This window comes from Hydrogenophaga sp. LT287, assembly GCF_055702805.1.
The window spans coordinates 55,493-80,686 of sequence record NZ_JBVPZC010000014.1 but is presented as its reverse complement, the minus strand read 5'-3'; the positions used below and the strand labels follow the sequence as shown (position 1 = coordinate 80,686).

Here is a 25,194-nt window from a genome sequence, read left to right as displayed (position 1 = left end):
GGAAGCGCAGTGGGGCTCAGGCCACTGCCGGGTACAGCGCCACAAAGTGCGCATGCCGGGCTTGCAGCGCCGCATGCCGCGCCGCATTGGGCGTGAAGCTCTGCAGCACGGGTGGGGTGGTGCACACCGCATCCAGCGCGCCGCCGGTGGCCAGCCAGGCCAAGCGGGCTGCGCCCATGGCGCCGCCGCTCTCTGAGTCCTGGTGCACGGTGAGCGTGAGGCCGAAGGTGTCGGCCAACTGCTGTGCCCACCAGGCGCTGCGCGAGCCGCCGCCGACCAGCGACAGCGTGTGCAGCGGTGGTTGGGTGGCGGGGATGGTGCGCAGGCCGTCGAGCAGGCCGAAGCCCACGCCTTCGGCCACCGCGTAGGCCAGGTGGGCGCGGCTGTGCTGGGCGCGCAGGCCGGTCCACGCGCCGCTGGCGAGCGGGTTGTTGTGAGGTGAGCGTTCGCCGCTCAGGTAGGGCAGGAAGATCGGGGCGCTTGGCTGTTCGTCAGCGCTCAGCGTGGCGGCGGCGGCGAGCAGGGCGGCTTCGTTTTCAAAGCCCAGCATCTGGGTGGCCCAGGTCACGGCGCTGGCGGCGCTCAGCATCACGCTCATCACGTGCCAGCGGCTGGGCAGGGCGTGGCAGAAGGCGTGCAGGGCCTGGGCCGGGTTGGGCTCGAAGGCCGCGCCGCTGACGAAGACCACGCCCGAGGTGCCGAGCGAGACGAAGCCCTGCCCCGGGCGCACCAGTCCCATGCCCACGGCGCTCGCCGCGTTGTCGCCCGCGCCGCCGGCTACCGGCACTTGATCCGGCAGGCCCCAGCGCTTGCACAGCGCAGGCAACAGCTGGGCTGACACGTCGCTGCCTTCCACCAAACGTGGCATGTGCGCGCGGCCGAGGCCGGTCGCGGCGAGCATCGCGTCGGACCAGTCGCGCCGGCCCACGTCCAGCCACAGGGTGCCAGCGGCGTCGGACATGTCGCTCACGGCCTCGCCGGTGAGCTTCAGGCGCAGCCAGTCTTTGGGCAGCAGCACGCGCCGGGTTCTGGCGAACACGGCGGGTTCGTGTTCGCGCACCCATTGCAGTTTGGGCGCGGTGAAGCCGGGCATGGCAAGGTTGCCGGTGATGGCGGCGAGGTTGGGCACGTCGCGCGTGAGTTGTTCGCACTGCGCGCCGCTGCGGCCATCGTTCCACAACATGGCGGGGCGCAGCACGGCATCGTTTTCGTCCAGCAGGGTGGCACCGTGCATCTGGCCCGAAAGGCCGATGCCGCGCAATGCATTCAGCGCATGTGGGTGCTCGCGCTGCAATTGGTCCATCACGGCCTCCAGCGCATGCCACCAGGCGGCAGGGTCTTGTTCCGACCACAGGGCCTGCGGGCGCTGCACGGTGAGCGGCGAGCGGGCGGTGGCGATCACCTGGTGCCGGTCAGACAGCAGCAGCGCTTTGAGTTCGGAGGTGCCGAGGTCGAGGCCGAGGTACATGGTGGGGGTGATGGGGGAAGAGAACGACCCGGTTCCGGACCGCTCGAAGGTGGATCAGCCGTATCTGGGGTGCGACCGGAGCGCAATGTCCAACCCAGGGCACCGCCGGGCCGGCTTTGCCGGACGGCCAGTGCCGCCCCCCTTGGGGGGGTGACGCGAAGCGGCGCGGGGGGGGTCACGTCAGGCGGCGCCACGAAAGCGGGTTAAAGACTGTTTGCGGAATTCACTGGGCGTCATGCCTTTTATTTCCAGGAACCGACGGTTGAAGTTGGCCACGTTGTTGAATCCCACGTCAAAGCAGATGTTGGTCACTTGCTGGTCGGTGTCCATCAACAGCTGGCAGGCGCGGCTGATGCGGACGCGGTTGACGAAGTCGGTGAAGGTGTTGCCCGTGGCTTTTCGAAAGAAGCGGCTGAACTTGCTCTCGCTCATGCCCAGCTCGGCGGCGAGTGCGGCGGCCGAGTGTTCGTCGGCCAGGTGTTCGGTGATGCGGCTGACGAGGGCGTTGATCTGGTCGAGCGAGGCGTCGTCGTCGGTGCTTTGTAGCTGCACGCTGGACAGCAGGCGGTAGTCGGTGCAGGCGGCCAGGTCGCTCAGAAAATCGCAAAACGCGGTGAAGCGCTTGAGGCCGCGCGTGCTTTTGACCTTGTGCCAGTGGGCTTCGGCAGACTCGGACATGCCGAAAAATTCGATGCCGTGTTTGGCGCGCTCCAGCAGCGGCAGCACCTCGGCCAGCTCCGGGATGGTGTCGCTCGCGCGCACCAGCGGCTCATGAGAAAACTGGATCACCAGGTCGCGTTGGGCCACACCGCCTTCAGGAATGTCCATGCTGACCCAGTTGTGCGGCAGGCGCGGGCCGGTGAGCACGAGCTGGCCGGCCTGGAAGGGGCCGATCCAGTCGCCCACAAACAGCTTGCCGCTGGTGCTGGTGATCAGGTGCAGTTCGTACTCGTCGTGGTAATGCCAGCGCGCCAGCGGCGTGGGAAAACCGTGCGCCAGGCAGCGCACAAAGCCCACGTCGGTGGACGACTCGTAGCCCAGGTTGGGCGAGCGCGCGAGTTCCAGCTCCAGCTCGGGCTTGATCTGGCGCGGGACGGTGCGGCTGCGTACGGTCATGGGTGTTGCCTGTTCAGCGGGTCGGCTCAGGCGAGCGCGGCGCTAACACCCGTGTGGGCCGTCACAAAGCGGCTCACGCGCTCGCGTGCTCGGCGCATGGCGTCAACCAGCCGCGGGTCTGCGGCCAGCTCACCCCACAGCGTGGCGTCGGCGCAGAAGGCGGCCACCGGATCGGGCGCTTCGCACAGGGCGTGGGCGGTGTCGGGGTTCATGGCCTGGTCCTGGTAGGTGTAAGGAATCTGCCCGGCGTGCCAGCGCTGCAGGTAGGCCAGGAACAGCGCAGGCAGCATGGCCACGCTGTCCATCGTTTCGCCGCGTGCCAGCCGCTCGCGGATGGTGGGCGCGATGAACCCCGGGATCTTGCTGAATCCGTCCATGGCGACACGCTGGTTGGTGTCGGCAATGGCGGGGTTGCTGAAGCGGTCGAGCACCACATCGCGGTATTGGGGCAGGTTGATCGGGCAGGGTTGGGATGGCGTGTCCAGCACCGGAATCACGTCGTCGGTCACGTAATCGTAGGCGAATCGGCGGATCACCGCGTGCTGTGTGCCCTCGTGGATGTAGCGGTAGCCCACCAGCGTGCCCGCCCAGGCGATGCAAGAGTGTGTGGCATTGAGCAAGCGGATCTTGGCCTCTTCGTAGGCGTCCACCGAGTCCACCATCTCGACGCCGACCTTTTCCCAGTCCGGCCGCCCGGCGATGAAGTTGTCTTCAATCACCCACTGAATGAAGCTTTCGCCCATGAGAGCGGTCGGGTCGTCCAGCCCGGTGGCGGCTTTCACGCGCTGGGCCACGTCGGGCGTCGGGCGGGGTGTGATGCGGTCCACCATGGCGTTGGGGCTGCTGGTGTGGGCTTGCACCCAGGCCAGTAGCGGGGCGTCGCCCACCGCTTCGATGAACTGCAGCAGGCCGCTGCGTGAACGCTCGCCGTTGTGGCGCAGGTTGTCGCAGTTCATCAGCGTGACCGGGCCGGCACTGGCCTGCATGCGGGCCCGCAGCAGCGTGACGAGGCTGCCATAAAGCGTGTGGCCAGCGCCGCCGGCCTGCACCGTGGCCAGGTCGGCGCGCAGGTCGGGGAAGCTGTCCCAGTCGAGCTGGTTGGCCGCGTCCAGGTAGTAGCCGGCTTCGGTGACGGTGAAACTGATGATGCGCGTGGCCGGGTCTGCACCCACGGCCACCAGTGGGGCCAAGTCGTCCTGGTAGGGCAGCACGCGCTGAATGGACGTGATGCGCGTGTAGCTGCGCTCGCCTTGCGGGGTGACCGTTTCCAGCGTGTAGGCACCGCCTTGCGCCTGCAGGGCGGAGATGGTGTCAAGCATGTCGGGGCGCAAGTTGCCCGCAGCGATGCTCCAGCGTGTGTCTCCCAGCTGGCGCAGCTGGTGCACATAAACGGCCTGGTGCGCGCGGTGGAACGAGCCCAGGCCCAGGTGCAGGATGGTGTTCATGGTTCGTATGGCAGATGGAAAAGAGTCAGAGGTCGAAGTTCGTCGGCATCATCACGACGTCGCGGATCGTCATGCCGCGCGGGCGGGTGAGCATGAACAGCACAACGTCGGCCACCTCAGCCGCATCCAGCAGGCTGCCGCTGGCCTTGGCTTCAGCCAGCTTGTCGGCCGGCCAGTCGGCCAGCAGCGATGTGATCACCGGGCCAGGCGAAATAGCGCCGACGCGGATGCCGTGCTTGAACACCTGGCGGCGCACGGTCTGCACAAAACAGTCGATGGCCCATTTGCTCGACGCGTAGACCGGCTCCCAGGGCGTGGGGAAGTGCGCGGCGAGCGAGCTGGTGACGATGATGTCGCCGCTGCCCCGCTCGATCATGTGCGGCAGCACGCCGCGCACGTTTTTCATCACCACGTTGATGTTCAGGTTGAGCATGCGGTCGATGGCGTCGTCCTGGGCGTCGATCAGGTCGCCGCCCACGTAAAGGCCAGCGTTGGCGTGAAAAATGTCAAGCCGGCCAGCCAGCGCCAAAATGCGCGCGGGCATGGCGGCGCATTGCGCAGCGTCCAGCAGGTCCAGCGTCAGCGGCATCGCGGCTGGGCCGAGGGTGGCGCAGGCTTTGGCCAGGGCTTGGGTGTCGCGGTCGATCAACACGACCTGCGCACCGGCTTCCACCAAGGCCTGGGCGCTGGCAAAACCGATGCCCGATGCGGCGCCGGTCACGGCGGCCGCCTGGCCGTTCAAGGGGTGTGTAGCGCTCATGTGCTTGCTTGTTAGGGTGTGGGGACGGGTGTTTTCAGGCGGCTTCAGGGCGCACCACGCGGCCGCTGGCGTCAAACCAGTGGGCGTGTTCGGTGGCCACGTCCAGCGTGACCGGGTGCCCGGCCACCAGGGTTGTGCGCTCGCTCAGGCGGGCCACCAGCTGGGCGCCTTCGGTCGTGCTCACATACACCAGTGTTTCGGCGCCCAGCGCCTCCACCAGGTCCACCTGGCCCCGAATGGCGCCTTGCCCGGTGGGGTGAAGCACCACGTTTTCGGGGCGCAAACCCATGGAGCCGCCTGCAGCGCCTGCCGGTGCCAGCTGCTGCACAGCCGCAGGCAATTGCGCGAGCGGCACCACGTTCATTTGGGGCGTGCCAATGAACTGGGCCACGAACTGGTTGGCCGGGTGGTCGTACAGTTCCAGCGGCGTGCCCACTTGCTCAATCAGGCCGTCGCGCAGCACCACCACGCGGTCGGCCAGCGTCATGGCCTCCACCTGGTCGTGTGTCACATAAATGGTGGTGGCACCCAGATCACGGTGCAGCTTGGCAATTTCCACGCGGGTCTGGCCGCGCAGCGCCGCGTCCAGGTTGGACAGCGGTTCGTCAAACAGGAACACCTTGGGCGCGCGCACAATGGCGCGGCCAATGGCCACCCGCTGGCGCTGGCCGCCCGAGAGGTCTTTGGGCGTGCGCTGCAGGTAGGGCGTGAGGTTCAGGATCTTCGCGGCGCGCTCCACCTTGTCTTTGATGACCGCCGGGTCTTCCTTGGCCAGCTTGAGCGCGAAGCTCATGTTTTCAAACACGCTCATGTGGGGGTACAGCGCGTAGCTCTGGAACACCATGGCCAGGTCGCGCTTGCTCGAAGGCAGGTGCGTGATGTCGCGCCCTTCCAGGCTGAGCGTGCCGCCGTCAATGTGCTCCAGACCGGCAATCAGCCGCAGCAAGGTGGACTTGCCGCAGCCCGACGGGCCCACGAAAACGATGAACTCGCCCGGCTGGATGTCCAGGTCGATGCCTTTGATGGCGCGGTGTTCACCGAAGAATTTTTCGATGCCTTTGAGTTGCAGGTAAGCCATTTCAGTTGTCCTCAAAATCTATAGAAGGCAATCCACGAGTCAGATGGGAAGCACAAGACCAGAACGCCGCGGAACCGGCTCTGCCGGGCCGCCAGCGTTGCCTCCTGGAGGGGGTCGCGCGCAGCGCGGCGGGGGTGGCCGTCACTTGACAGCGCCGAAAGTCAAGCCCTGGACGAGCTGCTTCTGGCTGAACCATCCGAAGATCACAATGGGCGCAATGGCCATCAGCGAAGCGGCAGAGAGCTTGGCCCAGAACAGCCCTTCGGGGCTGGAGTAACTGGCGATCAGGGTGGCCAGCGTGCCGCCCTTGGCCGCGGTCAGGTTCAGGCTCCAGAAGGCTTCGTTCCAGCTGAGCACCAGGCACAACAAACCGGTGGACGCAAACCCGCCCATGGCCAGCGGCAGCAGCACCAGGCGCGCCTCTTGCCACAGCGTGGCGCCGTCCATGCGGGCGGCTTCCAGGATCTCGTGGGGAATGTCCTTGAAGTGCGAATACAGCATCCAGACCATGATGGGCAGGTTGGACAGCGTGAACACGATGATCAGCGCGAGTTGGGTGTCCAGCAGGTGGCTTTTCTGTGCCAGCACATAAATGGGCACCAGTGCACCCACCGCGGGCATCATCTTGGTGGAGAGCATCCACATCAAAATGTCTTTGGTGTACTTGCCCTTGATGAAGGCCATGGAGTAGGCCGCCGGTGCCGCGATCAGCAGGCCAATGAGCGTGGACAGCACGCTGGTGATGACCGAGTTCTTGGCGTACAGCAAGTAGTCGCTGCGCTCCTGCACCTCGTGGAAGTTTTCCAGCGTGGGCGCAAAGATCAGCTCGGGCGGCACCGCAATGGCTTGCAGCTCGGTTTTGAACGCGGTCAGCAGCAGCCAGCCCAGCGGAAAGAACAGCAGCAGTGCCACGCCCCAGGCGCCCAGGGTGCGCACGGCGTAGGCCGGTGTGTAGGTAGATTGACGTGCCATGTTTGTGTCCTCACTTGTCCAGGTTTTTGCCGACCATGCGGATCATGAAAATGGCGGCAATGTTGGCCAGTACGACCGCAAACAGCGCACCCGCCGAAGCCACGCCGGCGTCGAAATTGAGCAGCGCCTGTTTGAAGATCAGGAAGGCCACGTTGGTGCTCGCGTCGCCCGGGCCACCGCCGGTGGTGGTGTAGATCTCGGCAAATACGCTGAGCAAAAAGATCAGTTCGATCATCACCACCACCGCCACCGAACGGCCCAGGTGGGGGATGTAGAGGTAGCGCAGTTGCTGTAGGTAGGTGGCGCCGTCCATGCGCGAGGCTTCGAGCTGTTCGCGGTTCATGCTCTGCAGCGCGGTCATGAAGATCAGCGTGGCAAAGGGCAGCCACTGCCACGACACCATGATGATGATGGAGAACAGCGGGTGGTCGGTGAGCCAGTCCACGGGCTCCATGCCAAAGAAGATCCAGACTTGGGCCAGCACGCCGTAGATCGGATTCATCATCATGTTTTTCCACATCAGGGCATTGACGGTGGGCATGACGAAGAAGGGCGAGATGAGCAACACCCGCACCAGCCCGCGGCCGGCAAAGGGTTCGTTAATCAGCAGTGCCAGCGCAATGCCCAGCACCACGGTGATCAAAATGACGCTGCCCAGCAGGAGCACTGTGTTGAGCACCGCCGCGCCAAAGGACGGGTCGGTGACGAAATACTCGAAGTTTTCCAGGCCAATGAAGCCGGTTTGCTCGGGCGCGAGCAGGTTGAAGCGGATGAGCGAAAAATAAATCGTCATCACCAACGGCACGATCATCCAGAGGAAGAGCGTGGCCACGGCGGGCGTGAGCAGCAGGCGGGGGAGAAAGCGGTTCATGGCTTGCCTCGGGGGCTTGAGGGGCAACACCCTCTCCCGCTGGCGGGAGAGGGGGAGAAGAGCCGCGGCGCGGCTCCCTGGCTTACTTGTAGTAACCGGCCCGCTTCATCTCGCGGTCAGCGGCCACCTGGCTGGCTTTGAGCGCGGCATCGACCGAGATCCTGCCAGCGAGTGCGGCGCTCATTTGCTGGCCTACGGCGATGCCGATCGACTGGAACTCGGGAATGGCCGCGAACTGCACGCCCACATACGGGCTCTTGGGCAGGGTCGAGTCGTTCGGGTTGGCCGAGTCGATGGCCATCTTTTCAGCCGCGGCAAAGCGCGCAGCCTTCAGGAAGTCGGCGTTGGCGTAGGTGCTCTTGCGGGTGCCCGTGGGCACGGTGCCCCAGCCGTTGGTTTTGCCCACCAGCTGGATGTATTCCTTGGACGTGGCCCAGCTGATGAACTTTTGCGCGGCGTCCACTTTCTTGGAGCCTGCTGGAATCGCCAGCGACCAGGCCCACAACCAGTTCGCACCCTTTGGTGTCACTTGCGTAGGCGCCTGGGCAAAAGCCATCTTGTCGGCCACCGACGACTGCTTGGGGTCGCTCACGAACGAGGCCGCAATGGTGGCGTCGATCCACATGCCGCACTTGCCCGAGTTGGTCAGCGCCAGGATCTCGTTGAAGCTGTTGGCCGACGAGCCGGGAGGGCCGTAGTTCTTCAGCAAATCCACGTAAAAGGTGATCGCGTCTTTCCAGGGCTTGCTTTCCAGCTGGGGCTTCCACTGCATGTCAAACCACTGGCCGCCAAAGGTGTTCACCAGGGTGCTCAGGAAAGCCATGTTGTCACCCCAGCCTGGCTTGCCGCGCAGGCAGATGCCGTACACGCCCGCCTTCGGGTCGTGCATCTTGGCAGCCAGGTCTTTGATCTGAGGCCAGGTGGGGCGGTCGGGCACGGTCACACCGGCTTTGTCGGCCAGGTCCTTGCGGTACATCAGCATGGAGCTTTCGCCGTAGAAGGGTGCCGCGAACAGCTTGCCGTCCACGCTCAGGCCATTGCGCATGGCAGGAAGCAGGTCGTCCACGTCGTAGGCGGCGTCGGTTTTGAGTGCTTGCAGCCAGCCCTTTTTGCCCCAGATCGGCGTCTCGTACATGCCGATGGTCATCACGTCGAACTGACCGCCTTTGGTGGCAATGTCGGTGGTGACGCGCTGGCGCAGCACGCCTTCTTCCAGCGTGACCCACTTCAGTTTGATGTCCGGGTTGGCGGCTTCAAAGTTCTTGCCAAGCTTTTGCATTTCGATCATGTGGCCGTTGTTCACGGTGGCAATCACGAGCTCGGTGTTGGCGTGGGCCAGGCCAGCGCTGAACAGCGCGGCGGTGAGGGCGGTGGCGAAGCGAAGTTTCACGGTTGTCTCCTGTTGGGGGGTGTGTTGCCATGCGACGGTCATCTTGGACCGTGGGGGAATTGTGAAGACGAAGCCCGGCGCCATTTGTACGGAAAATGGCATTTCTTGTACGCTCTTGCATCTCTAGGCTGGGAATTACCCTAGTTTGTGGCGCAAAGTTTGTGTTTTTCGGCGTGGCGGGTGGGTGCAGGCGCGGTTTTGCACCGTGCGGGCCACTGCGCGTCGTGGGGTCGGTCGCAGTGCGCTCAGCTGCTGCCGCGCACCACCAGCTCGAAACCCAGGTCCAGCGAGTGCTGGGCGGGCAACTCGCCACGCATCAGGCTCAGCAGCATGCGGGCGCTGGCCTCGCCAATGGTGCCGCGCGGGGTGCGCACGGTGGTGAGTGGCGGCACCATCTGGTCGCTGCCCGACAGGTCGTTGAAACCGGCCACGGCCAGTTGGCCCGGCACGTCAACACCCAGCCGCAGCGCAGCCAGCAACGCCCCTTGTGCCAGGTCGTCGTTGCAGAAGAAAACAGCGTCCACATCGGGCCGGGTGCGCAGCAGGTCTTGCAGCAGTTCACCACCCAAGCGCATGGACGAAGGCTGTGGGCTCAGGAGCTCCAGCCGGGCGTCATACACACCCTGTTCGCGCAGGCAGCGGCGATAGCCTTCGGCGCGTTGCATGGTGCGTGGGTCCAGTTGTGCGGCCACAAACGCGATGCGCCGGCGCCCACGCTGCAGCAGGTGCTGGGTGATGGCGTGGCCAGCGTCCACCTGCGAAAAGCCCACGCAATACACGCCCGTGGCGCTGGTCAGTTCCATCAGGTGCACACAGGGCACACCACTGCCTGCAATCAGCTGGCGGGCCGCTTCGGTGCGGTCAAAGCCGGTGAGCAGCAGGCCGGCGGGTCGGTGCGCCAGGTACGAGCGCAGCAACTGCTCTTCTTGCTCGGGGCTGTAGTGCGTGACGCCAATCAGCGTTTGAAAACCCTGCGGCAGCAGGGTGTTGTGCACGGCCTCCAGCACGTCGACAAACAGGGCGTTGGACAGCAGCGGCACCAGCACCGGCACCTGGTTGCTGCGCTGCGATGCCAGCGCGCGGGCGGCCGGGTCGGGCACATAGCCCAGCTGATCGGCGGCCAGCTTCACACGCTCGACCAACTCGGGCGCCACACTGCGTTCGCCGCGCAGCGCACGCGAGGCGGTGATGGGGCTCACTTCCGCAGCACGGGCCACGTCGCTGAGGGTGGTGCGGCCACTGGGACGGCGCTTGCGGTCGGCAGAATTCAAGGGTTTTCCCTGATTTTTATGGGTGAGATTTTTGCATAGGATAGCGCTATCCAGTTCGGCCTGCAACCGCAGTTTGAACGATCAGACAGAGGCCCGTTTTTTAAACTTGAACCTGCCGATGTCTGATTTTTTTGATTCTTATGGGACAGCGCTATCCAAATGCCTTCCGTGTTGAAAAATCTTGCTTCAGGGCCGTTTCTGGTGGTCATGGGTGTGGCCGGTTGTGGCAAGTCCAGCCTTGGCCAGCGTTGCGCTGACGCCCTGAGCATTCCTCTGTTGGAGGGGGATGACTTCCACTCCGCCACCAACATCAACAAGATGCGCAGCGGTACCCCGCTGGACGACGCCGACCGCGAAGTCTGGCTCGACCTGCTGGCGCAGCAGTTGCAAAAGCACCCTGGTGGGGTGGTTTTGACGTGTTCTGCGCTGAGACAGCGCTACCGCAACCGCCTGCGCACTGCCGTGCCAGGTTTGCGGTTTGTGTTTCTCGACCTCACGCAAGAGCAGGCGCGTGAGCGCGTGGCGGCCCGTGCCTCGCACCTGTTCCCGGTGAGCTTGGTGGCCAGCCAGTTCGCCACGCTTGAAGACCCGAGCCTGGAGCCCGGTGTGCTGCGGCTCGATGCCTGCCGCCCGCTGGACCAGTTGCTGCCCGAGGTGGTGCGCTGGGCGCAGGTGGCGGCCTCTGACAACCCTTTGGAGACCTGAGCCATGGCACTGGGAAAATTTCTGAAAAATGTGGTGGAAGGCCTGATGGCCTTGTGCATGCTGGGCATGGTGCTGGCGGTGTTTGGCAACGTGGTGCAACGCTACTTTTGGGGCACCGGCTGGGTGGTGTCTGAAGAGTTGTCGCGGCTGCTGTTTGTGTGGCTGGTGTGTCTGTCGGCCACGCTGGCGTTTGGGGAGGGCAAGCACCTGGGCTTTGACCTGGTGACGGCTCGCCTGAGCGGTGCCAAAGCAGCGGTGCTGCGCTGGTTGTCCCGGGGGCTGATCGCGTTGGCTTTGTATTACCTGATCGACGGTTCCTGGTCTCAGGTGTTGGTGGGCATGGACAGCCGCAGCCCGGTGATGAACTACCCCCTGGCGGTGGGTGCTGCGGGCACGCTGGTGATGGGTGTGTGCATGGCGGTGTTGCTCTTGCTGCAAAGCTGGAACGAGCTGCGAGGCCACACGCCTCCCGACGCGACCCCGAGCGAAGGAGCGCAAGCATGACCATTGCCATCTTTCTGGCCGTGCTGTTTGCCACCATGACGGTGGGCGTTCCCATTGCATTTGCGCTCATGCTGACCGCGCTGGCGCTGATGGTGCACCTGGACTTCTTTGACGCGCAGTTGCTGGCGCAAAACGTGCAAGCCGGGTTTGACAGCTTTCCGCTGCTGGCCGTGCCCTTTTTCATCCTGGCGGGCGAGCTCATGAACGCCGGGGGCTTGAGCCGCCGCATCATCGACCTGGCCCGCTCCATGGTGGGGCACATTCCGGGCGGCCTGGGTTACGTGGCCATTGCCGCTTCGCTCATGCTCGCGTCCATGAGCGGCTCGGCCATTGCCGACACCGCAGCCCTGGCCACACTGCTGCTGCCCATGATGCGCAAGCAGAACTACCCCGACGGGTCGAGCGCCGGCCTCATCGCTTCGGGCGGCATCATCGCGCCCATCGTACCGCCGTCCATGCCCATGGTGATCTACGGTGTGACCACCAACACCTCTATCAGCAAGCTGTTTCTGGCGGGCATCGTGCCGGGCATTCTGATGGCGTGTGCGCTGGTGCTCGTGTGGCGCGGCATCGCCCGCAAAAAGCAATTGCCCGTGGCTGAAAAAACCAGCTGGTCAGAGCGCCGCGGCGTGCTGGGCGACAGCGCCTGGGCGCTGATGATGCCGGTGATCATCATTGGCGGTTTGCGCTTTGGCTTCTTTACGCCCACCGAAGCTGCCGTGGTGGCTGCGGTGTACGCCTTGCTGGTGGCCACGCTGATTTACCGCGAACTCAACCTGCAGCGCCTGTACCGCGTGCTGGTGGACGCATCGCGCACCACCGGCGTGGTGATGTTTCTGTGTGGTGCGGCCACCGCAGCGTCTTACATGATCACCCTGGCCGACCTGCCCAGCCAGCTGGCCGCCAACATGGGACCGCTGCTGCAAAGCCCGATGCTGTTCATGGCCGTGGTGTGCCTGTTTTTGCTGGCTGTGGGCATGGTGATGGACCTCACGCCCACCATCTTGATCTTGGCGCCGGTGCTGGCGCCGCTGGCCGCCAAGGCTGGTATCGACCCGGTGTATTTCGGCTTCGTGTTCATCTTTGTGGGCTGCCTCGGCCTGCTCACCCCGCCGGTGGGCACGGTGCTCAACGTGGTGGCCGGTGTGGGTGGCCTGCGCATGGAGCCGGTCATCAAAGGCGTGATGCCGTTTCTGGCCGTTTACTTCGCCATGCTGGTGCTGCTGATTCTGTTCCCCGCCATCGTGCTGTGGCCTTTGAAGTTGATGTTTTAGCCGCTGTGCCCACGCACCGCACCTTTTCGTTCCCCCCGCGGCCGCGGCCGCTTTAATCCTCAGGAGACAAACCATGAAACTCAAACAACTTGCCGTGGCCGCTGCGGTCACTTTGGCCACACTGGGCGCTGGCCTGGCCCAGGCACAAGACATCAAGAACCGCATCATTCGCTTCGGCTACGGCCTGAACGAGGTGTCCAACCAAGGCCGCGCCGCCAAGGTGTTTGCCGACGAGGTGGAAAAAGCCTCGGGCGGCAAGATGAAGCTGCGCGCCATTGGCGCTGCCGCGCTGGGCTCGGACGTGCAGATGCAGCAAGCACTGATTGGTGGCGCACAAGAAATGATGGTCGGTTCCACCGCCACCCTGGTGGGCATCACCAAGGAAATGGCGATCTGGGACACGCCTTTCCTGTTCAACAACACCAAAGAAGCCGACGCCGTGCTCGACGGCCCGGTGGGCCAGAAGGTGATGGACAAGCTGCAGGAAAAAGGCCTGGTTGGTCTGGTGTACTGGGAGAACGGCTTTCGCAACCTCACCAACAACAAGCGCGCCGTCACCAAGCTGGAAGACATGGACGGCATCAAGCTGCGCGTGATGCAGAACAACGTGTTCATCGACAGCTTCAAGACCCTGGGCGCCAACGCCGTGCCGTTGCCGTTTTCCGAGCTGTTCACCGCGCTGGAAACCAAAACCGTTGACGGCCAGGAAAACCCATACAACACCATCCTGTCGAGCAAGTTCTACGAGGTGCAAAAGTACCTGACCGTGACCAACCACGTCTACAGCCCCTGGATCGTGCTGGTGAGCAAGAAGTATTGGGACGGCCTGAGCAAAGACGAGCAGAAAGTGTTGCTCGACGCCGCCAAGAAGAGCCGGGACTTTGAGCGCAAAGACACCCGCGCAGAAGCCGACAAAGCGCTGGCCGACCTGAAAGGCAAAGGCATGCAGATCAACGAGCTGTCACCCGCTGAGGCCAACCGCATGCGCGACAAGCTGGGCGCCATCAACGCCAGTATTTCCGCCAACGTGGGCGAGGCCCTGTGGAAAGAGGTGCAGGGCGCTGTGGCCCAGGTGCGCAGCAAGTAAGCCCCGCCGGTGCGGCCCCGTCAGCCCCCGTGCTGACGGGTAACATGCCCGCATGACCCGACTGCAAACCCAGTACCAACGCCTTTACCAACTGCCTGCAACCGACAGCACAGCCGGCCTCATCGGACTTGGCGGCGAGGTACGCGCCCTGGTGCTGGCGCTGGGCAAGCCTGCCGACTGGGCCGCGCTTTCTCCTGTGTGGCGCGGCGTGCAGGCCGACCTGGCCTTGCCCGCGCCCGCCATTGCGGTGAACGGTGTTGATGCGTTTGAGCTGTGGTTTTCGCTCGCCCAACCCGTTGTGGTGACCGAAGCGGTGGAGTTCCTACAGGGCCTGCACCAGCGCTACCTGGCCGGCCTGAAGCCCGACCGCGTGAAACTGTGGCCCACCGCAGACGCCACGCCGTGGCCCGCACCCACCATTCCTGCGCAGCACGCCCCCGAGCGCTGGTCTGCCTTTGTTGCACCCGATCTGGCCGCCGTGTTTGGCGGTGACGACCCGTCGCTCGACTTTCAGCCCGGGGAAGATGCGCAGGCCGAGCTGCTCAGCCGGCTGCACTGCATACAGCCGGACGACTGGCAGGCGGCGTTGCGGCAGCTACAGGTTAAGGTGCCCGACACCCACTTGGCCGCTTCAAAGCCTGTTGCGCCAGTTACAGCAATTGAATCATCTCAGCACCCCGTCGCTCTGGCCGGCCCCTACCAGGACCCCCGCCAATTTTTGCGGGATGTGATGAACGATCCCGCCGTTGCGCTGGCGCTGCGCATTGACGCGGCCAAAGCGTTGTTGTCCTGATGGGGTTGGTGCGTGCTTGGGTTCAACGCCTGGTTTGATCCGTCTTGACGTTCTATCCCTGACTTGTACGGCGGCAGTGCGGCAGTGCGGCAGTGGCTGCCGGTGACATCGCCACGTGAATTCACGGTCTTGGCTTCCTAGCGGGCATCCAGGCACCCCTGGTATCTCGGACCCGATGGCCGGTTTCAAAGTACGGCTGACCTTCGGCGCTTGCTGCTCAATGAACCCGCAGCACCTCAAACTGCTGCCGTATGGGAGCGACCTGTATCGACACCGCATCACCCTCGCATTTGCCCAGCATGGCCCTACCCAAAGGGGCTTCGCTGCTGATGACCTGAACGAGCTGAGTGCCGCTGACCAACCGCATGCTGCCCCCATTTGGACCGAGAAAGAGCTGCTGCTGCTGGTCGTCGGAATCGACCAGGCAGACCAGCGCGCCAAGCTGTATGCCTTTGCTGGGGTCGTAGGGTCGCGGGCGAAATCGGCGCCATTGGGCCATTGCCTGGCGGATGGCTTCGGCGCGACGGGCTTGGCCGGTGGCCAGGTAGGCAGCTTCAAGTCCCAGCGTGTCGTATTTGTTTTCGGCGACGTTTTCTTCGTGGGTCGCCGTTTCATGGGCCGCCCGCACGGCCTGTTCGGCTTGCAGCAGGTCTTCGGCGAGCCGTTTCAGTACCTGCTGCTGCAGCCAGAATTTATCCATGATCAAAGGTAGGCATCTTGAACAAGCGGGGGGGCGGGTCTTGATTATGAAGGGCTCCACCAGCCCTCTGCACGTCTGTTGGCTGCAGGCGAACTTCAGCCACGGGCACTGCCCTGTCGCCCATTTTGGTGCATCGAACTGCAGGCGCTTGCCAACCACAGGCGCCCCTCCAGCCACAGCTGGTTTACAACCGCAGCAGACCTATCTCGCACAGCAACACCCGCGCCGTCGCCACATTCGTGGCACACGGCACGTTGTGAACATCGCACGCCCGCAGCAGGGCGCTGATGTCGGGTTCGTGCGGTTGGGCGGTCATGGGGTCGCGCAGGAAGATCACGCAGTCCACCTCGCCCATGGACAGGCGGGCGCCTATTTGAAGGTCGCCGCCCAGCGGGCCGCTGAGCAGGCGTTCCACGCTCAACCCCACCTCGGATTGAAGCCGCCCGCCGGTGGTGCCGGTGGCCATGAGGGTGTGTTGACGCAGCAGCGGCGCGAACTCGGTGGCCAGGGCCACCATGGCGTCTTTCTTCTTGTCGTGGGCAATGAGGGAGATACGCATGGTCGTGCAGTGCATTCAGTCCAGAAACGCCGAGGAACCGGCTTTGCCGGGCCTCAGGCGTTGCCCCCAGCAGGGGGGAGGGGCGAAGCACCGCGGGGGGTTTCCATTTGCTTTGCCATGGTTTTCCCAAGCTCCACGCCCCACTGGTCGTAGGCGTTGATGCCCCAGATGGCGGCCTGGGTGAACACCTTGTGTTCGTACAGCGCGATGAGCGCGCCCAGGCGGTGCGGGGTGAGGGCGTCGAGCCAAATGGTGCTGCTGGGCACGTTGCCCTTGAAGCTGCGCTGGCTGACAAACACCTCGGCTTGCTCGGCGCTCAGGCCCTCAGACATCAGCGCGTGCAGGGTGTCGGCCTCATTGCGCCCCAGGGCCAGTGCTTGGGCTTGGGCGCGCAGATTGAGGTTGACGACGCGGTGGTGCTCGGCGGCCAGCGGCAGGGGCGTGTCTTCGGTTTCAACGCCGATGAATTCCACCGGCACGCGGTGCGTGCCCTGGTGCAGCAGCTGGAAGTAGGCGTGTTGCCCGTCGATGCCCAGGCCACCCCAGACGATAGGGCCGGTGTCGGTGTCGCACGGCTGACCGTCTTTGCGGATGCGCTTGCCGTTGCTCTCCATGTCCATTTGCTGCACGAACGGCGCAAAGCGCACCAGGCGGCTGGGGTAGGTGGACAGCAGCTGGGTGGGGCAGTGCAAAAAGTTGCGGTTCCACACGCCGCTCAGCGCCAGGATGACGGGCAGGTTGTGCGCCAGTGGGGCGCTGCGAAAGTGCGCGTCCATGGCCTGGCCGCCAGCCAGAAATTCGCGGAAGGCTTGTGAACCGATGGCCACGGCCAGCGGTAGGCCGAGCGCGGACCAGATGGAGTAGCGGCCACCGACCCAGTCCCAGAAGGTGAAAGTGTGCTCTGCCTGGTAGCCGGCGGCACCCGATTTTTGCGGCGCGGCGGTGATGGCCACCAGGTGGGCGCTTTGTGCGCTGCCGGTGATGCCGCCGCCTTGCAGCCACCGCCGCGCGGAGGCGGCGTTGGTCATGGTTTCTTGTGTGGTGAAGGTTTTGCTGGCCACGATGATGAGCGTGGTGAGCGGGTTCAGGCTGCGCAGCGTGCTGTGCAGCGCCCAGGCGTCGGGGTTGCTGACGAAGTGCACGCGCACGCCAGTTTTGCCGTCGCTGCACAGTGGGGCCAGGGCGTCGGCCGCCATGCGCGGCCCCAGGTCCGAGCCGCCGATGCCGATGTTCACCACGTCGGTGATGGCCAGGCCGGTGCTGCCTTTGACATCACCCGAGCGTACGCGGTCGGCGAAGCCGCAGACGCGTTGCAGCTCGGCCTGCACCAGCTGCTGAATCTCGTCGCCCCATGGGGCTGCCTCGCCGGTGGCACCGGGTGTGCCGCGCAGAGCGGTGTGGAGCACCGCGCGCTGCTCGCTGGTGTTGATGATCGCGCCACCAAACATCGCGTCGCGCTGGGCTTCGACGTTGGCTTCGCGGGCCAGTTGCAGCAAGGCGTTCCACACCGTGCTGTCCAGCGCCTGGCGTGTGAAGTCGATCTGGATGCCGGTGCCGTAGGCGCTGGCCCGCATCGCATCGCGGCCCGGTTGTGCCAGGCGCTCGCGCAGATGGGGCTGCGGAAGGGCGGCGAACTGGGTGAGGGCCTGCCAGGCGGGGAGGGTGGTGGTGCTGGTCATGTGACGGGGCTTTCTTCCCGTTCGCCCTGAGCCTGTCGAAGGGCTGGCGCGGTGTGTCTGTACGAGGGCTTCGACAGGCTCAGCCCGAACGGTATTGTGTCTTCTGCCGCGCAGCGGCGCGGGGGGAAGTCAGCTTGCCGCCAGTTCGGTGGCTTCTTTGGCCAGTTGCGTGATGCGCTTCCAGTCGCCTGCTTTCAAGGCGTCCGCCGGGGTCAGCCAGCTGCCACCGGCCATGGCCACGTTGGGCAGCTTCAAAAAGTCTTTCAGGTTCTCGGGGCTCACACCGCCGGTGGGGCAAAACATCACGTCCGGGATGGGCGCCCCCAGCGCCTTGAGCATGCCCAGGCCGCCGGCCTGTTGCGCGGGAAAGAGTTTCATGAGGCTGAAGCCTTGTTCGCGGCGGTGCATCACTTCGCCCGGCGTCATCACACCCGGAATAAAAGGCAGGTTGGCGGCGCGCACGGCGTCCACCAGTGCGTCGGTGCAACCGGGCGACAGGGCGAACGTAGCGCCCGCGTCGATCACGCGCTGCACCTCGGCCACGCGGGTCACGGTACCCGCGCCCAGGTGCATTTGTGGCACGGCCTTGGCCACGGCTTCGATGCTGGCCAGCGCGGCAGCAGACCGCAGGGTGATTTCCATCACGTCGATGCCGCCTTCCAGCAGGGCATGCGTCAGCGGCACGGCGTGGGCCGGGTCGGTGAGCACGATGACGGGCACAACGCGGGACTGGAAGGCGGGGCGGGTGAAGCAGGTGGTGGTCATGGTGTCGTCTGTGCGGAGCGGATCGAAAGAGGTGGAGCCAACCGGGGTCAGCGCGGAACCGGCTTTGCCGGGCCGCTGCTGGCGCCCCCTGGGGGGTGACGCGCGCAGCGCGGCGCGGGGGGGGATCAAGTGAACATCAAGTGAACAGTGGCGAGGCGCCCGACTCTGCCGTGCTCGCCTGCGCGCGAAACAAACCAAACAGCTCGCGGCCGGTGCCGTGCGCGTTGTGGCTCAGGTCGGGGTGGCTCATGCTGCGTGCAGCTAGGGTGGCGGCGTCCACCTCCAGTTGCAACACGCCGCGCTCGCAGTCCAGGGTGATCCAGTCGCCGTCTTGCACCTTGGCAATCGGGCCGTCTGCCAGCGCTTCGGGGCTCAAGTGGATGGCGGCGGGCACCTTGCCCGATGCGCCGCTCATGCGGCCGTCGGTGACCAGCGCCACTTTGAAACCCTTGTCTTGCAATACCGCCAGCGGCGGCGTGAGCTTGTGCAGCTCGGGCATGCCGTTGGCGCGCGGTCCCTGGTAGCGCACCACGGCGATCAGGTCTTTTTCCAGCTCGCCGGCGTTGAACAGGGCCAGCAGGTCTTGCTGGTCGCTCACCACCACAGCTTGGGCCCGCACAAAGCGGTGCTCGGGTTTCACCGCCGACACCTTGACCACGCTGCGGCCCAGGTTGCCTTTGAGCAGGCGCAGGCCGCCGTCGGCGCTGAAGGGCTCGGCCACCGGGCGCAGCACGGCGGTGTCGCCGCTGAGCGCGGGTAGGTCGCGCCAGGCCAGGGTGTCGCCGTCCAGCCAGGGTTCCTGGGTGTAGGCGCTCAGGCCGAAACCCATCACCGTGTTTACGTCGCCGTGCAGCAGGCCGTTGGCCAGCAGCTCGCGCATCAAAAAGCCCATGCCGCCAGCGGCATGGAAGTGGTTCACGTCGGCGCTGCCGTTGGGGTACACGCGGGCCAGCAGCGGCACCACGGCCGAGAGTTCGGCGAAGTCGTCCCAGTCGATCAGCACCCCCGCGGCGCGCGCCATGGACACCAGGTGGATGGTGTGGTTGGTGCTGCCGCCGGTGGCCAGCAGGCCCACGATGCCGTTGACCACAGATTTTTCGGTCACGATGTCGGCCAGGCGAATGTGCGGCTGCCCGCCGCGCCCGGTGTTGATCAGGGCGCGCTCCAGCGCCGCTTTGCTGAGGGCTTCACGCAGCGCCACACCGGGGTTCACAAACGACGAGCCCGGCAGGTGCAGGCCCATGATCTCCATCAGCATCTGGTTGCTGTTGGCGGTGCCGTAAAAGGTGCAGGTGCCGGGGCTGTGGTAGGCCTGGGCTTCGCTGTCCAGCAGCGCGTCGCGGCCCACCAGGCCCTGCGCGTATTGCTGGCGCACCTTGGCTTTGGCGTCGTTGGACAAGCCGGTGGTCATGGGCCCGGCGGGCACAAACACCGTGGACAGGTGGCCGAACTGCACCGCACCCATGAACAGGCCGGGCACGATCTTGTCGCACACGCCGAGCATCAGCGCCGCGTCGAACACGTTGTGCGACAGCGCCACGGCGGTGCTCAGTGCGATCACGTCGCGCGAGAACAGCGAGAGTTCCATGCCGGCGGCGCCCTGGGTGATGCCGTCACACATGGCAGGCACGCCGCCGGCCATCTGGGCGGTGGCGTTGAGGTGGCGGGCGTGGCTGCGCAACAGCTCGGGGTAGTGCTCGTAGGGCTGGTGGGCCGACAGCATGTCGTTGTAGGCGCTGACGATCCCCACATGCGGCGTGCGCTCGGCGTGAATCTTCAGCTTGTCGGCAGCCGGCAGCGCGGCCGTGGTGTGGGCCATGTTGGCGCAGCCCATACCGGCGCGCTGGGTGCCGGCTTTGGCGTTGGCGGCCATGGTGTTCAGGTAGTCGGCGCGGGGGCCGGCGCTGCGCTCAATGATGCGTTGGGTGACAGAGGCCAGGGTGGCGTTCAGCGGTGTGGACATGGCGGTGTTCCTGTTCAGCCAATCCAGACGCTGATGGGCGTGATGGACTGGTTCAGTACGAGAGAAATGGGGAGCGTTTCGTCGGCCTTTTCAGCGGCGCGGCGGTACACAGCGAGTTTGGATGTGCCCGCGATGGACAGCACCAGTTCTCGCGCGGCAAGCAAGGCGCTGAGGGTGAAGCTGATGCGGGCGTGGGGCGCGGTGTCGGGCACCACCCAGGCCAGGCGCTGTTCGGTGGCGATGGCGCGGGCGTAGCCCGGCGCGCCGGGGAACAGCGAGGCGGTGTGGGCGTCTTCGCCCATGCCGAGCACCGCCACGTCCAGCGGCCAGGGCAGGTCGGCGGTGCGGTCGCTGGCGTCCAGCGCCAGCGCATCCAGCACCTCGGCGTTGAACTGCGGCGCGACTTCGCGAAAGAACGGCAGGAAGCGGGCTTCTGCCGCCTTCCCTTGCAGCAGGTGGCGGGCCACCAGGGCGGTGTTGCTGTCGGCGTGGTCGCGTGGCACCACGCGCTCGTCCACCAGAACCACGGTTACTTTGGCCCAGTCCAGGGCTTGCTCGCGCAGGGCTTCAAACATCGGAATGGGCGACTTGCCGCCCGAGACCGCCAGGCTGGCCTGGCCGCGCGCGGCGATGGCGGCGCGCAGCGCATCGGCCACGTGTGCCGCGATGGCGGCCGGCGTCGCGCCGGTGTGTTCAGTGATCATGGGTGGTGGCATGTGGTGTCCTCGTTCAAGAACACCGTGGAACCGGCTTTGCCGGGCCACTGGTGTTGTCCCCCAAGGGGGAAGACGCGAAGCGGCGCAAGGGGGGCCATATTCAAGACTCCTCCACCCAGGAGCTGCCCTCGCGCGCCATGAGCGCCGACGACGCCGCCGGCCCCCAGCTGCCGGCGGTGTAGGCCTTGGGTTTTTCGTTCAGCTGCTGCCAGCCGTTGATGATCGGTTCGACCCAGCTCCAGGCGGCTTCCAGTTCGTCGCGGCGCATGAAGTGGGTGAGGCGGCCTTTGATGACGTCGATCAGCAGTCGCTCGTAGGCTTCGGCGCGGCGCTCGGAAAACGCGGTTTCCAGGTCCAGGTTCAGGTTCACCGGGCGCAGCTTCATACCGCTGCCGGGCTCCTTGGCCATCATCTGCAGCTGGATGTGTTCTTCCGGCTGCAGGCGAATCATCAGGCGGTTGACCGACTTGTGCGGCGAGTCCTGGAAGATGGTGAACGGCAGGTCGGCAAATTCGATGACGATTTCAGACTGGCGCGCGGCCATGCGCTTGCCGGTGCGTAGAAAAATCGGCACGTTGGCCCAGCGCCAGTTGTTGATGTGGGCCTTCAGCGCCACAAAAGTTTCGGTGCCGCTGCCTTCCGGAATGTTGGCTTCTTGCAGGTAGCCCACCGCGGCGTCGCCGTTGGAGGCGCCGGCGCTGTATTGGCCGCGCACCGTGTCGCGGGCCACATCGGCCATGGTCATGGGCCGCAGAGAGCGCAATACCTTGAGTTTTTCGTCGCGCACGGCGTCCGGGTCGAGCGACACCGGCGGCTCCATGGCCACGATGCACAGCAGTTGCAGCAGGTGGTTTTGCACCATGTCGCGCATGGCGCCGGTGCCGTCGTAAAAACCGGCGCGGCTGCCCACGCCCACGGCTTCAGCCACCGTGATCTGCACGCTCTTGATGTAAGGGCTGCGCCACAGCGGCTCAAAAATGGTGTTGCCAAAGCGCAGCACCATCAGGTTTTGAACCGTCTCTTTGCCCAGGTAATGGTCGATGCGGAAGATCTGCTGTTCCTGGAAGTACCGGCCCACGTCGTCGTTGATCTGGCGGGCGGAAGCCAGGTCGTGGCCCAGCGGCTTTTCCAGCACCACGCGGGCGCGCTCGTCGATCAGGCCGGCGCCGTGCAGGTTGGCGCAAATGCCCACAAACAGGCTGGGTGCGGTGGCCAGGTAGTAGACGCGGTCCGAGCCGCTTTGCATGGCGGCGGCAAGGGCGGTGAAATCCTGTGCCTGGGTGGCGTCCACGCTGACGTAGTTCAGCCGCTCCAGAAAGCTGGCCCAGGTGGCTTCGGCAAAGGCTTTGTCTTCAATGAAGCCGCGCACCTTGTCTTGTATGAACGCAACAAAGGCGGCGCGGTCCCAGCTCTGGCGGCCCAGCGCGTGGATGCGCGTGGCGGCCGGCAGGTTGTTGTGCAGGTGGGCCATGTACAGCGCGGGCAGCAGCTTGCGCACCGAGAGGTCGCCCACCCCGCCAAAGATCACCAGATCGAGCGGGCCAGCAGGCGCAGGGCGGGAGGTTGATGCGGTCATGTCTCTAATTTAGTTACTTGAATGTTGATATTTTATTGTAATCAAGTTACAAACGGGTTTCCAAATAGCGTGGGCCACATGCTAGCGCCGTGCGCGCCCTGGCGCGGGTCGGTTCAGAGTGCCTTGAAGACCGGTTGCGCGCTCGCCACACGGGCCTGGGCCTGGGCCAGGCTGGGCGGCACGCAGCCGGTTTCCATCACGCACAGGCTGGCGCTGGCGATGGCGTGGCCCAGGATGTGCTGCACGTCGGCCGCGTCAAGCGACAGCTCGCTGGCGTTGCGCGCGGCCTGCATGGAAGGGCGCTGGAGCAGCGCGACCAGCATGCCGGCCAGAAAGCTGTCGCCCGCCCCCACGGTGTCGGCCACCTGGACCGGCAACGGCTCGGCGCCGTGCCAGCCGCTGCCGTCGCGGTTCAAAATCGCCGCGCCTTTGGCGCCCAGCGTGAGCGCGAGCCAGCGCGCGGGCGTTTTTGCCATCAGTTCGCGGGCTGCCACCAGCGGGTCGGGGTGCGTGAAGCCCAGCGTGGCGAGGTCGTCGTCGCTCACCTTCACAATGTCGGCCTCGCCCAGCGCGGCCATCACGCTGGCCTGGTAGGCCGCCATGTCGGGCACGATGGCCGGGCGCAGGTTGGCGTCCACCACCACCAGGCGGCCCGCAGCGCGCTGCGCCTGCAGCCACGGCAGGTATTTGTCGCTGTCGTCGGCCACCAGCGCCAGGCAGCCGGTGGCCACGGTGGACAGCCGGGGTTGCTCGGCGCATTGGCGGGTCATCTCGGCGGCGTTCACCTGCCGGTCGGCCACGCCTTCGCGGTAAAAGCTGTAGCTGGCCTTGCCCTGGGCATCAAGGGCCACCACCGCCAGCGACGTGGGTTGGTGCACCGGCTCGCTGTGCGCCAGCGTCACGCCAGCCTGGCGAATGCCGTGGGCCAGCCCACGGCCAAAGCGGTCTGCTGACAAGGGGTTGAGGTAGAGCGTGCCCACGCCTTGCAGGCCGAGTGCGCGGGTCAGGTTGTAGACCGCGCCACCGTCGCAGGGGCGCAGGCGGCCGTCGGCCTCCTGGATCAGGTCGATCAGGGCTTCGCCAGCGGTGGCGACTTGAACGGGAACCTGTGCAAGATGATTTTGGGTAGGGAAAACCATAATTAAATCCAATTGATTTATTAACCAGATCTCAAATATAGTTCACCCACTCCGCAGCGCACAGCGTGAAAACCCCAAGAGGCGGGCTGCTGAGGTTTGTGTTCCATTGCTTTTGTTGACCACCATCTACCCCTTTGAGGAGACCTCTGTGAAAAAAATCGCCCCCGCTTTTGTGTTTTCCGCCCTGGCCCTGGCCGTGGGCATGGCCTCCGCTGCTGAGCCGGTGATTGGCCTGATCACCAAGACCGAGTCCAACCCCTTCTTTGTGAAGATGAAGGAAGGTGCCACCGCCGAGGCCAAGAAGCTGGGCGCCAAGTTGCTGTCCGCTGCCGGCAAGACCGACGGTGACAACGCCGGCCAGGTGACCGCCATGGAAAACATGATTGCCGCGGGCGCCAAGACCATTCTGATCACCCCCAGCGACGCGAAAGCCATCATTCCCGCCATCAAGCGTGCGCAGGCCCAGGGTGTGCAAGTGATCGCCCTGGACAGCCCCACCGACCCGGTGAGCGCCGTGGACGGCCTGTTTGCCACCGACAACTACAAGGCCGGTGTGCTGATTGGCCAGTACGCCAAAGTGGCGCTGGGCGGCAAGCCAGCCGTGATCGCCACGCTCGACCTGTTCCCCGGCCACCCGGTGGGCGCCCAGCGCCACAACGGTTTCCTGAAGGGTTTTGGCCTGGCTGCGCCTGACGCGTCCAGCAACAACCTGGGTGGTGCCGCCGCTGGCGTGGCTTGCATGGCCGACAGCTTCGGTGACGCCGCCAAGGGCCAGACCGGCATGGAAAACTGCTTGCAGAAAAACCCCAACATCAACCTCGTTTACACCATCAACGAACCCGCAGCCGCCGGTGCCTACAAGGCACTGAAGGCCGCAGGCAAGGAAAAAGGCGTGGTCATTGTGTCGGTGGACGGCGGTTGCGCGGGCATCAAGGACGTGGGCGCTGGCGTGATCACCGCCACCAGCCAGCAGTACCCGCTGCGCATGGCTTCCATGGGCGTGGCCGCTGGCGTGGAATACGCCAAGACCGGTAAAAAAGTCAGCGGTTACACCGACACTGGCGTGACCCTGATTGCAGCCAAAGCGGTGGCCGGTGTGGACAGCAAAGACGTGAAGACCGGCATGGATCTGTGCTGGGGTAATAAGTAACACCCCCCTGCGCCGCTGACGCGGCTTCCCCCCTCTCTGGCGCGCCTTTCGGCGCTGGGAGGGGGGACGGCACCTTGGGCCGGCAAAGCCGAGCATTCGGCACACCCCCCTGAGCCGCTGCGCGGTTTCCCCCCCTCTCTGGCGCGCCCACGGCGCTTGGAGGAGGGACGACACCTCGGGCCGGCGGAGCCGGACCCTTGGTGCCCCTGGTCG

The 25,194-nt window shown here is 65.2% G+C and carries 23 protein-coding genes; 6 read left to right on the top strand and 17 right to left on the bottom strand.

Annotated elements, in window-relative coordinates:
- Positions 1–16: 16 nt before the first annotated feature.
- The 9 genes from xylB to gntR form a co-directional block, all read right to left on the bottom strand.
- Positions 17–1,468 carry a xylulokinase gene (gene xylB / locus AC0GNR_RS12155; RefSeq protein WP_472901212.1) on the bottom strand — a complete coding sequence of 484 codons (1,452 nt, stop codon included), beginning with the start codon at positions 1,466–1,468 and terminating at the stop codon, positions 17–19.
- A gap of 180 nt (positions 1,469–1,648) precedes the next feature.
- Positions 1,649–2,584, bottom strand: a complete 936-nt coding sequence (locus AC0GNR_RS12150) for an AraC family transcriptional regulator (RefSeq protein ID WP_472901211.1) — start codon at positions 2,582–2,584, stop codon at positions 1,649–1,651.
- 26 nt (positions 2,585–2,610) lie between these two features.
- On the bottom strand, positions 2,611–4,029 hold the full coding sequence (gene dalD / locus AC0GNR_RS12145; protein WP_472901210.1) for a D-arabinitol 4-dehydrogenase: 1,419 nt from the start codon (positions 4,027–4,029) through the stop codon (positions 2,611–2,613).
- Positions 4,030–4,054: 25 nt separating this feature from the next.
- Positions 4,055–4,789, bottom strand: a complete 735-nt coding sequence (locus tag AC0GNR_RS12140; protein ID WP_472901209.1) for an SDR family oxidoreductase — start codon at positions 4,787–4,789, stop codon at positions 4,055–4,057.
- A 34-nt stretch (positions 4,790–4,823) separates the two neighbouring features.
- Positions 4,824–5,867 (bottom strand): ABC transporter ATP-binding protein, encoded by a 1,044-nt coding sequence (locus AC0GNR_RS12135; protein ID WP_472901208.1) that lies wholly within the window; start codon positions 5,865–5,867, stop codon positions 4,824–4,826.
- A gap of 141 nt (positions 5,868–6,008) precedes the next feature.
- Positions 6,009–6,839: a carbohydrate ABC transporter permease gene (locus AC0GNR_RS12130; protein ID WP_472901207.1), complete on the bottom strand. Its 831-nt coding sequence runs from the start codon at positions 6,837–6,839 to the stop codon at positions 6,009–6,011.
- Positions 6,840–6,849: 10 nt separating this feature from the next.
- Entirely contained in the window at positions 6,850–7,710 is an 861-nt protein-coding gene (locus tag AC0GNR_RS12125; RefSeq protein ID WP_472901206.1) for a carbohydrate ABC transporter permease, read from the bottom strand.
- Between the two features lie 82 nt (positions 7,711–7,792).
- Positions 7,793–9,142, bottom strand: a complete 1,350-nt coding sequence (locus AC0GNR_RS12120; protein WP_472901205.1) for an ABC transporter substrate-binding protein — start codon at positions 9,140–9,142, stop codon at positions 7,793–7,795.
- A gap of 203 nt (positions 9,143–9,345) precedes the next feature.
- Entirely contained in the window at positions 9,346–10,371 is a 1,026-nt protein-coding gene (gntR, locus tag AC0GNR_RS12115) for an HTH-type transcriptional regulator GntR (protein WP_472901204.1), read from the bottom strand.
- Positions 10,372–10,530: 159 nt separating this feature from the next.
- On the opposite strand from gntR, the gene AC0GNR_RS12110 reads away from it, so the two are divergent.
- From AC0GNR_RS12110 to AC0GNR_RS12090, 5 genes are all read left to right on the top strand, one after another.
- The gene (locus AC0GNR_RS12110) at positions 10,531–11,076 is read left to right on the top strand and encodes a gluconokinase (RefSeq protein WP_472901203.1); all 546 of its coding nucleotides are present in this window, start codon (positions 10,531–10,533) and stop codon (positions 11,074–11,076) included.
- A 3-nt stretch (positions 11,077–11,079) separates the two neighbouring features.
- Positions 11,080–11,580: a TRAP transporter small permease gene (locus AC0GNR_RS12105; RefSeq protein WP_472901202.1), complete on the top strand. Its 501-nt coding sequence runs from the start codon at positions 11,080–11,082 to the stop codon at positions 11,578–11,580.
- Positions 11,577–12,854 carry a TRAP transporter large permease gene (locus tag AC0GNR_RS12100; RefSeq protein WP_472901201.1) on the top strand — a complete coding sequence of 426 codons (1,278 nt, stop codon included), beginning with the start codon at positions 11,577–11,579 and terminating at the stop codon, positions 12,852–12,854. Before AC0GNR_RS12105 ends, AC0GNR_RS12100 begins: the two co-directional genes overlap by 4 nt.
- Before the next feature lie 73 nt (positions 12,855–12,927).
- Positions 12,928–13,941, top strand: coding sequence for a TRAP transporter substrate-binding protein (locus AC0GNR_RS12095; protein ID WP_472901200.1), 1,014 nt, complete (start codon positions 12,928–12,930; stop codon positions 13,939–13,941).
- 52 nt (positions 13,942–13,993) lie between these two features.
- A complete protein-coding gene (locus AC0GNR_RS12090; protein ID WP_472901199.1) occupies positions 13,994–14,734 on the top strand; it encodes a hypothetical protein in 741 nt (246 codons plus the stop codon).
- A gap of 217 nt (positions 14,735–14,951) precedes the next feature.
- Here the strand turns inward: AC0GNR_RS12090 and AC0GNR_RS12085 are convergent, their stop codons facing one another.
- The 8 genes from AC0GNR_RS12085 to AC0GNR_RS12050 all read right to left on the bottom strand — a co-directional run bounded on the left by AC0GNR_RS12085 (position 14,952) and on the right by AC0GNR_RS12050 (position 23,831).
- A complete protein-coding gene (locus AC0GNR_RS12085) occupies positions 14,952–15,434 on the bottom strand; it encodes a GreA/GreB family elongation factor (RefSeq protein WP_472901227.1) in 483 nt (160 codons plus the stop codon).
- A 184-nt stretch (positions 15,435–15,618) separates the two neighbouring features.
- The gene (locus AC0GNR_RS12080) at positions 15,619–15,993 is read right to left on the bottom strand and encodes a methylglyoxal synthase (RefSeq protein WP_472901198.1); all 375 of its coding nucleotides are present in this window, start codon (positions 15,991–15,993) and stop codon (positions 15,619–15,621) included.
- A gap of 53 nt (positions 15,994–16,046) precedes the next feature.
- A complete protein-coding gene (gene pgi, locus AC0GNR_RS12075) occupies positions 16,047–17,672 on the bottom strand; it encodes a glucose-6-phosphate isomerase (protein ID WP_472901197.1) in 1,626 nt (541 codons plus the stop codon).
- Positions 17,673–17,801: 129 nt separating this feature from the next.
- A complete protein-coding gene (locus AC0GNR_RS12070; protein ID WP_472901196.1) occupies positions 17,802–18,437 on the bottom strand; it encodes a bifunctional 4-hydroxy-2-oxoglutarate aldolase/2-dehydro-3-deoxy-phosphogluconate aldolase in 636 nt (211 codons plus the stop codon).
- Between the two features lie 136 nt (positions 18,438–18,573).
- A complete protein-coding gene (edd, locus tag AC0GNR_RS12065) occupies positions 18,574–20,400 on the bottom strand; it encodes a phosphogluconate dehydratase (protein WP_472901195.1) in 1,827 nt (608 codons plus the stop codon).
- Positions 20,401–20,414: 14 nt separating this feature from the next.
- Positions 20,415–21,104 carry a 6-phosphogluconolactonase gene (pgl, locus tag AC0GNR_RS12060; protein ID WP_472901194.1) on the bottom strand — a complete coding sequence of 230 codons (690 nt, stop codon included), beginning with the start codon at positions 21,102–21,104 and terminating at the stop codon, positions 20,415–20,417.
- A gap of 112 nt (positions 21,105–21,216) precedes the next feature.
- Positions 21,217–22,692 (bottom strand): glucose-6-phosphate dehydrogenase, encoded by a 1,476-nt coding sequence (gene zwf / locus AC0GNR_RS12055; RefSeq protein WP_472901193.1) that lies wholly within the window; start codon positions 22,690–22,692, stop codon positions 21,217–21,219.
- Positions 22,693–22,805: 113 nt separating this feature from the next.
- The gene (locus AC0GNR_RS12050; protein ID WP_472901192.1) at positions 22,806–23,831 is read right to left on the bottom strand and encodes a PfkB family carbohydrate kinase; all 1,026 of its coding nucleotides are present in this window, start codon (positions 23,829–23,831) and stop codon (positions 22,806–22,808) included.
- 202 nt (positions 23,832–24,033) lie between these two features.
- On the opposite strand from AC0GNR_RS12050, the gene AC0GNR_RS12045 reads away from it, so the two are divergent.
- The gene (locus AC0GNR_RS12045) at positions 24,034–24,981 is read left to right on the top strand and encodes a substrate-binding domain-containing protein (RefSeq protein ID WP_472901226.1); all 948 of its coding nucleotides are present in this window, start codon (positions 24,034–24,036) and stop codon (positions 24,979–24,981) included.
- Positions 24,982–25,194: the final 213 nt, after the last annotated feature.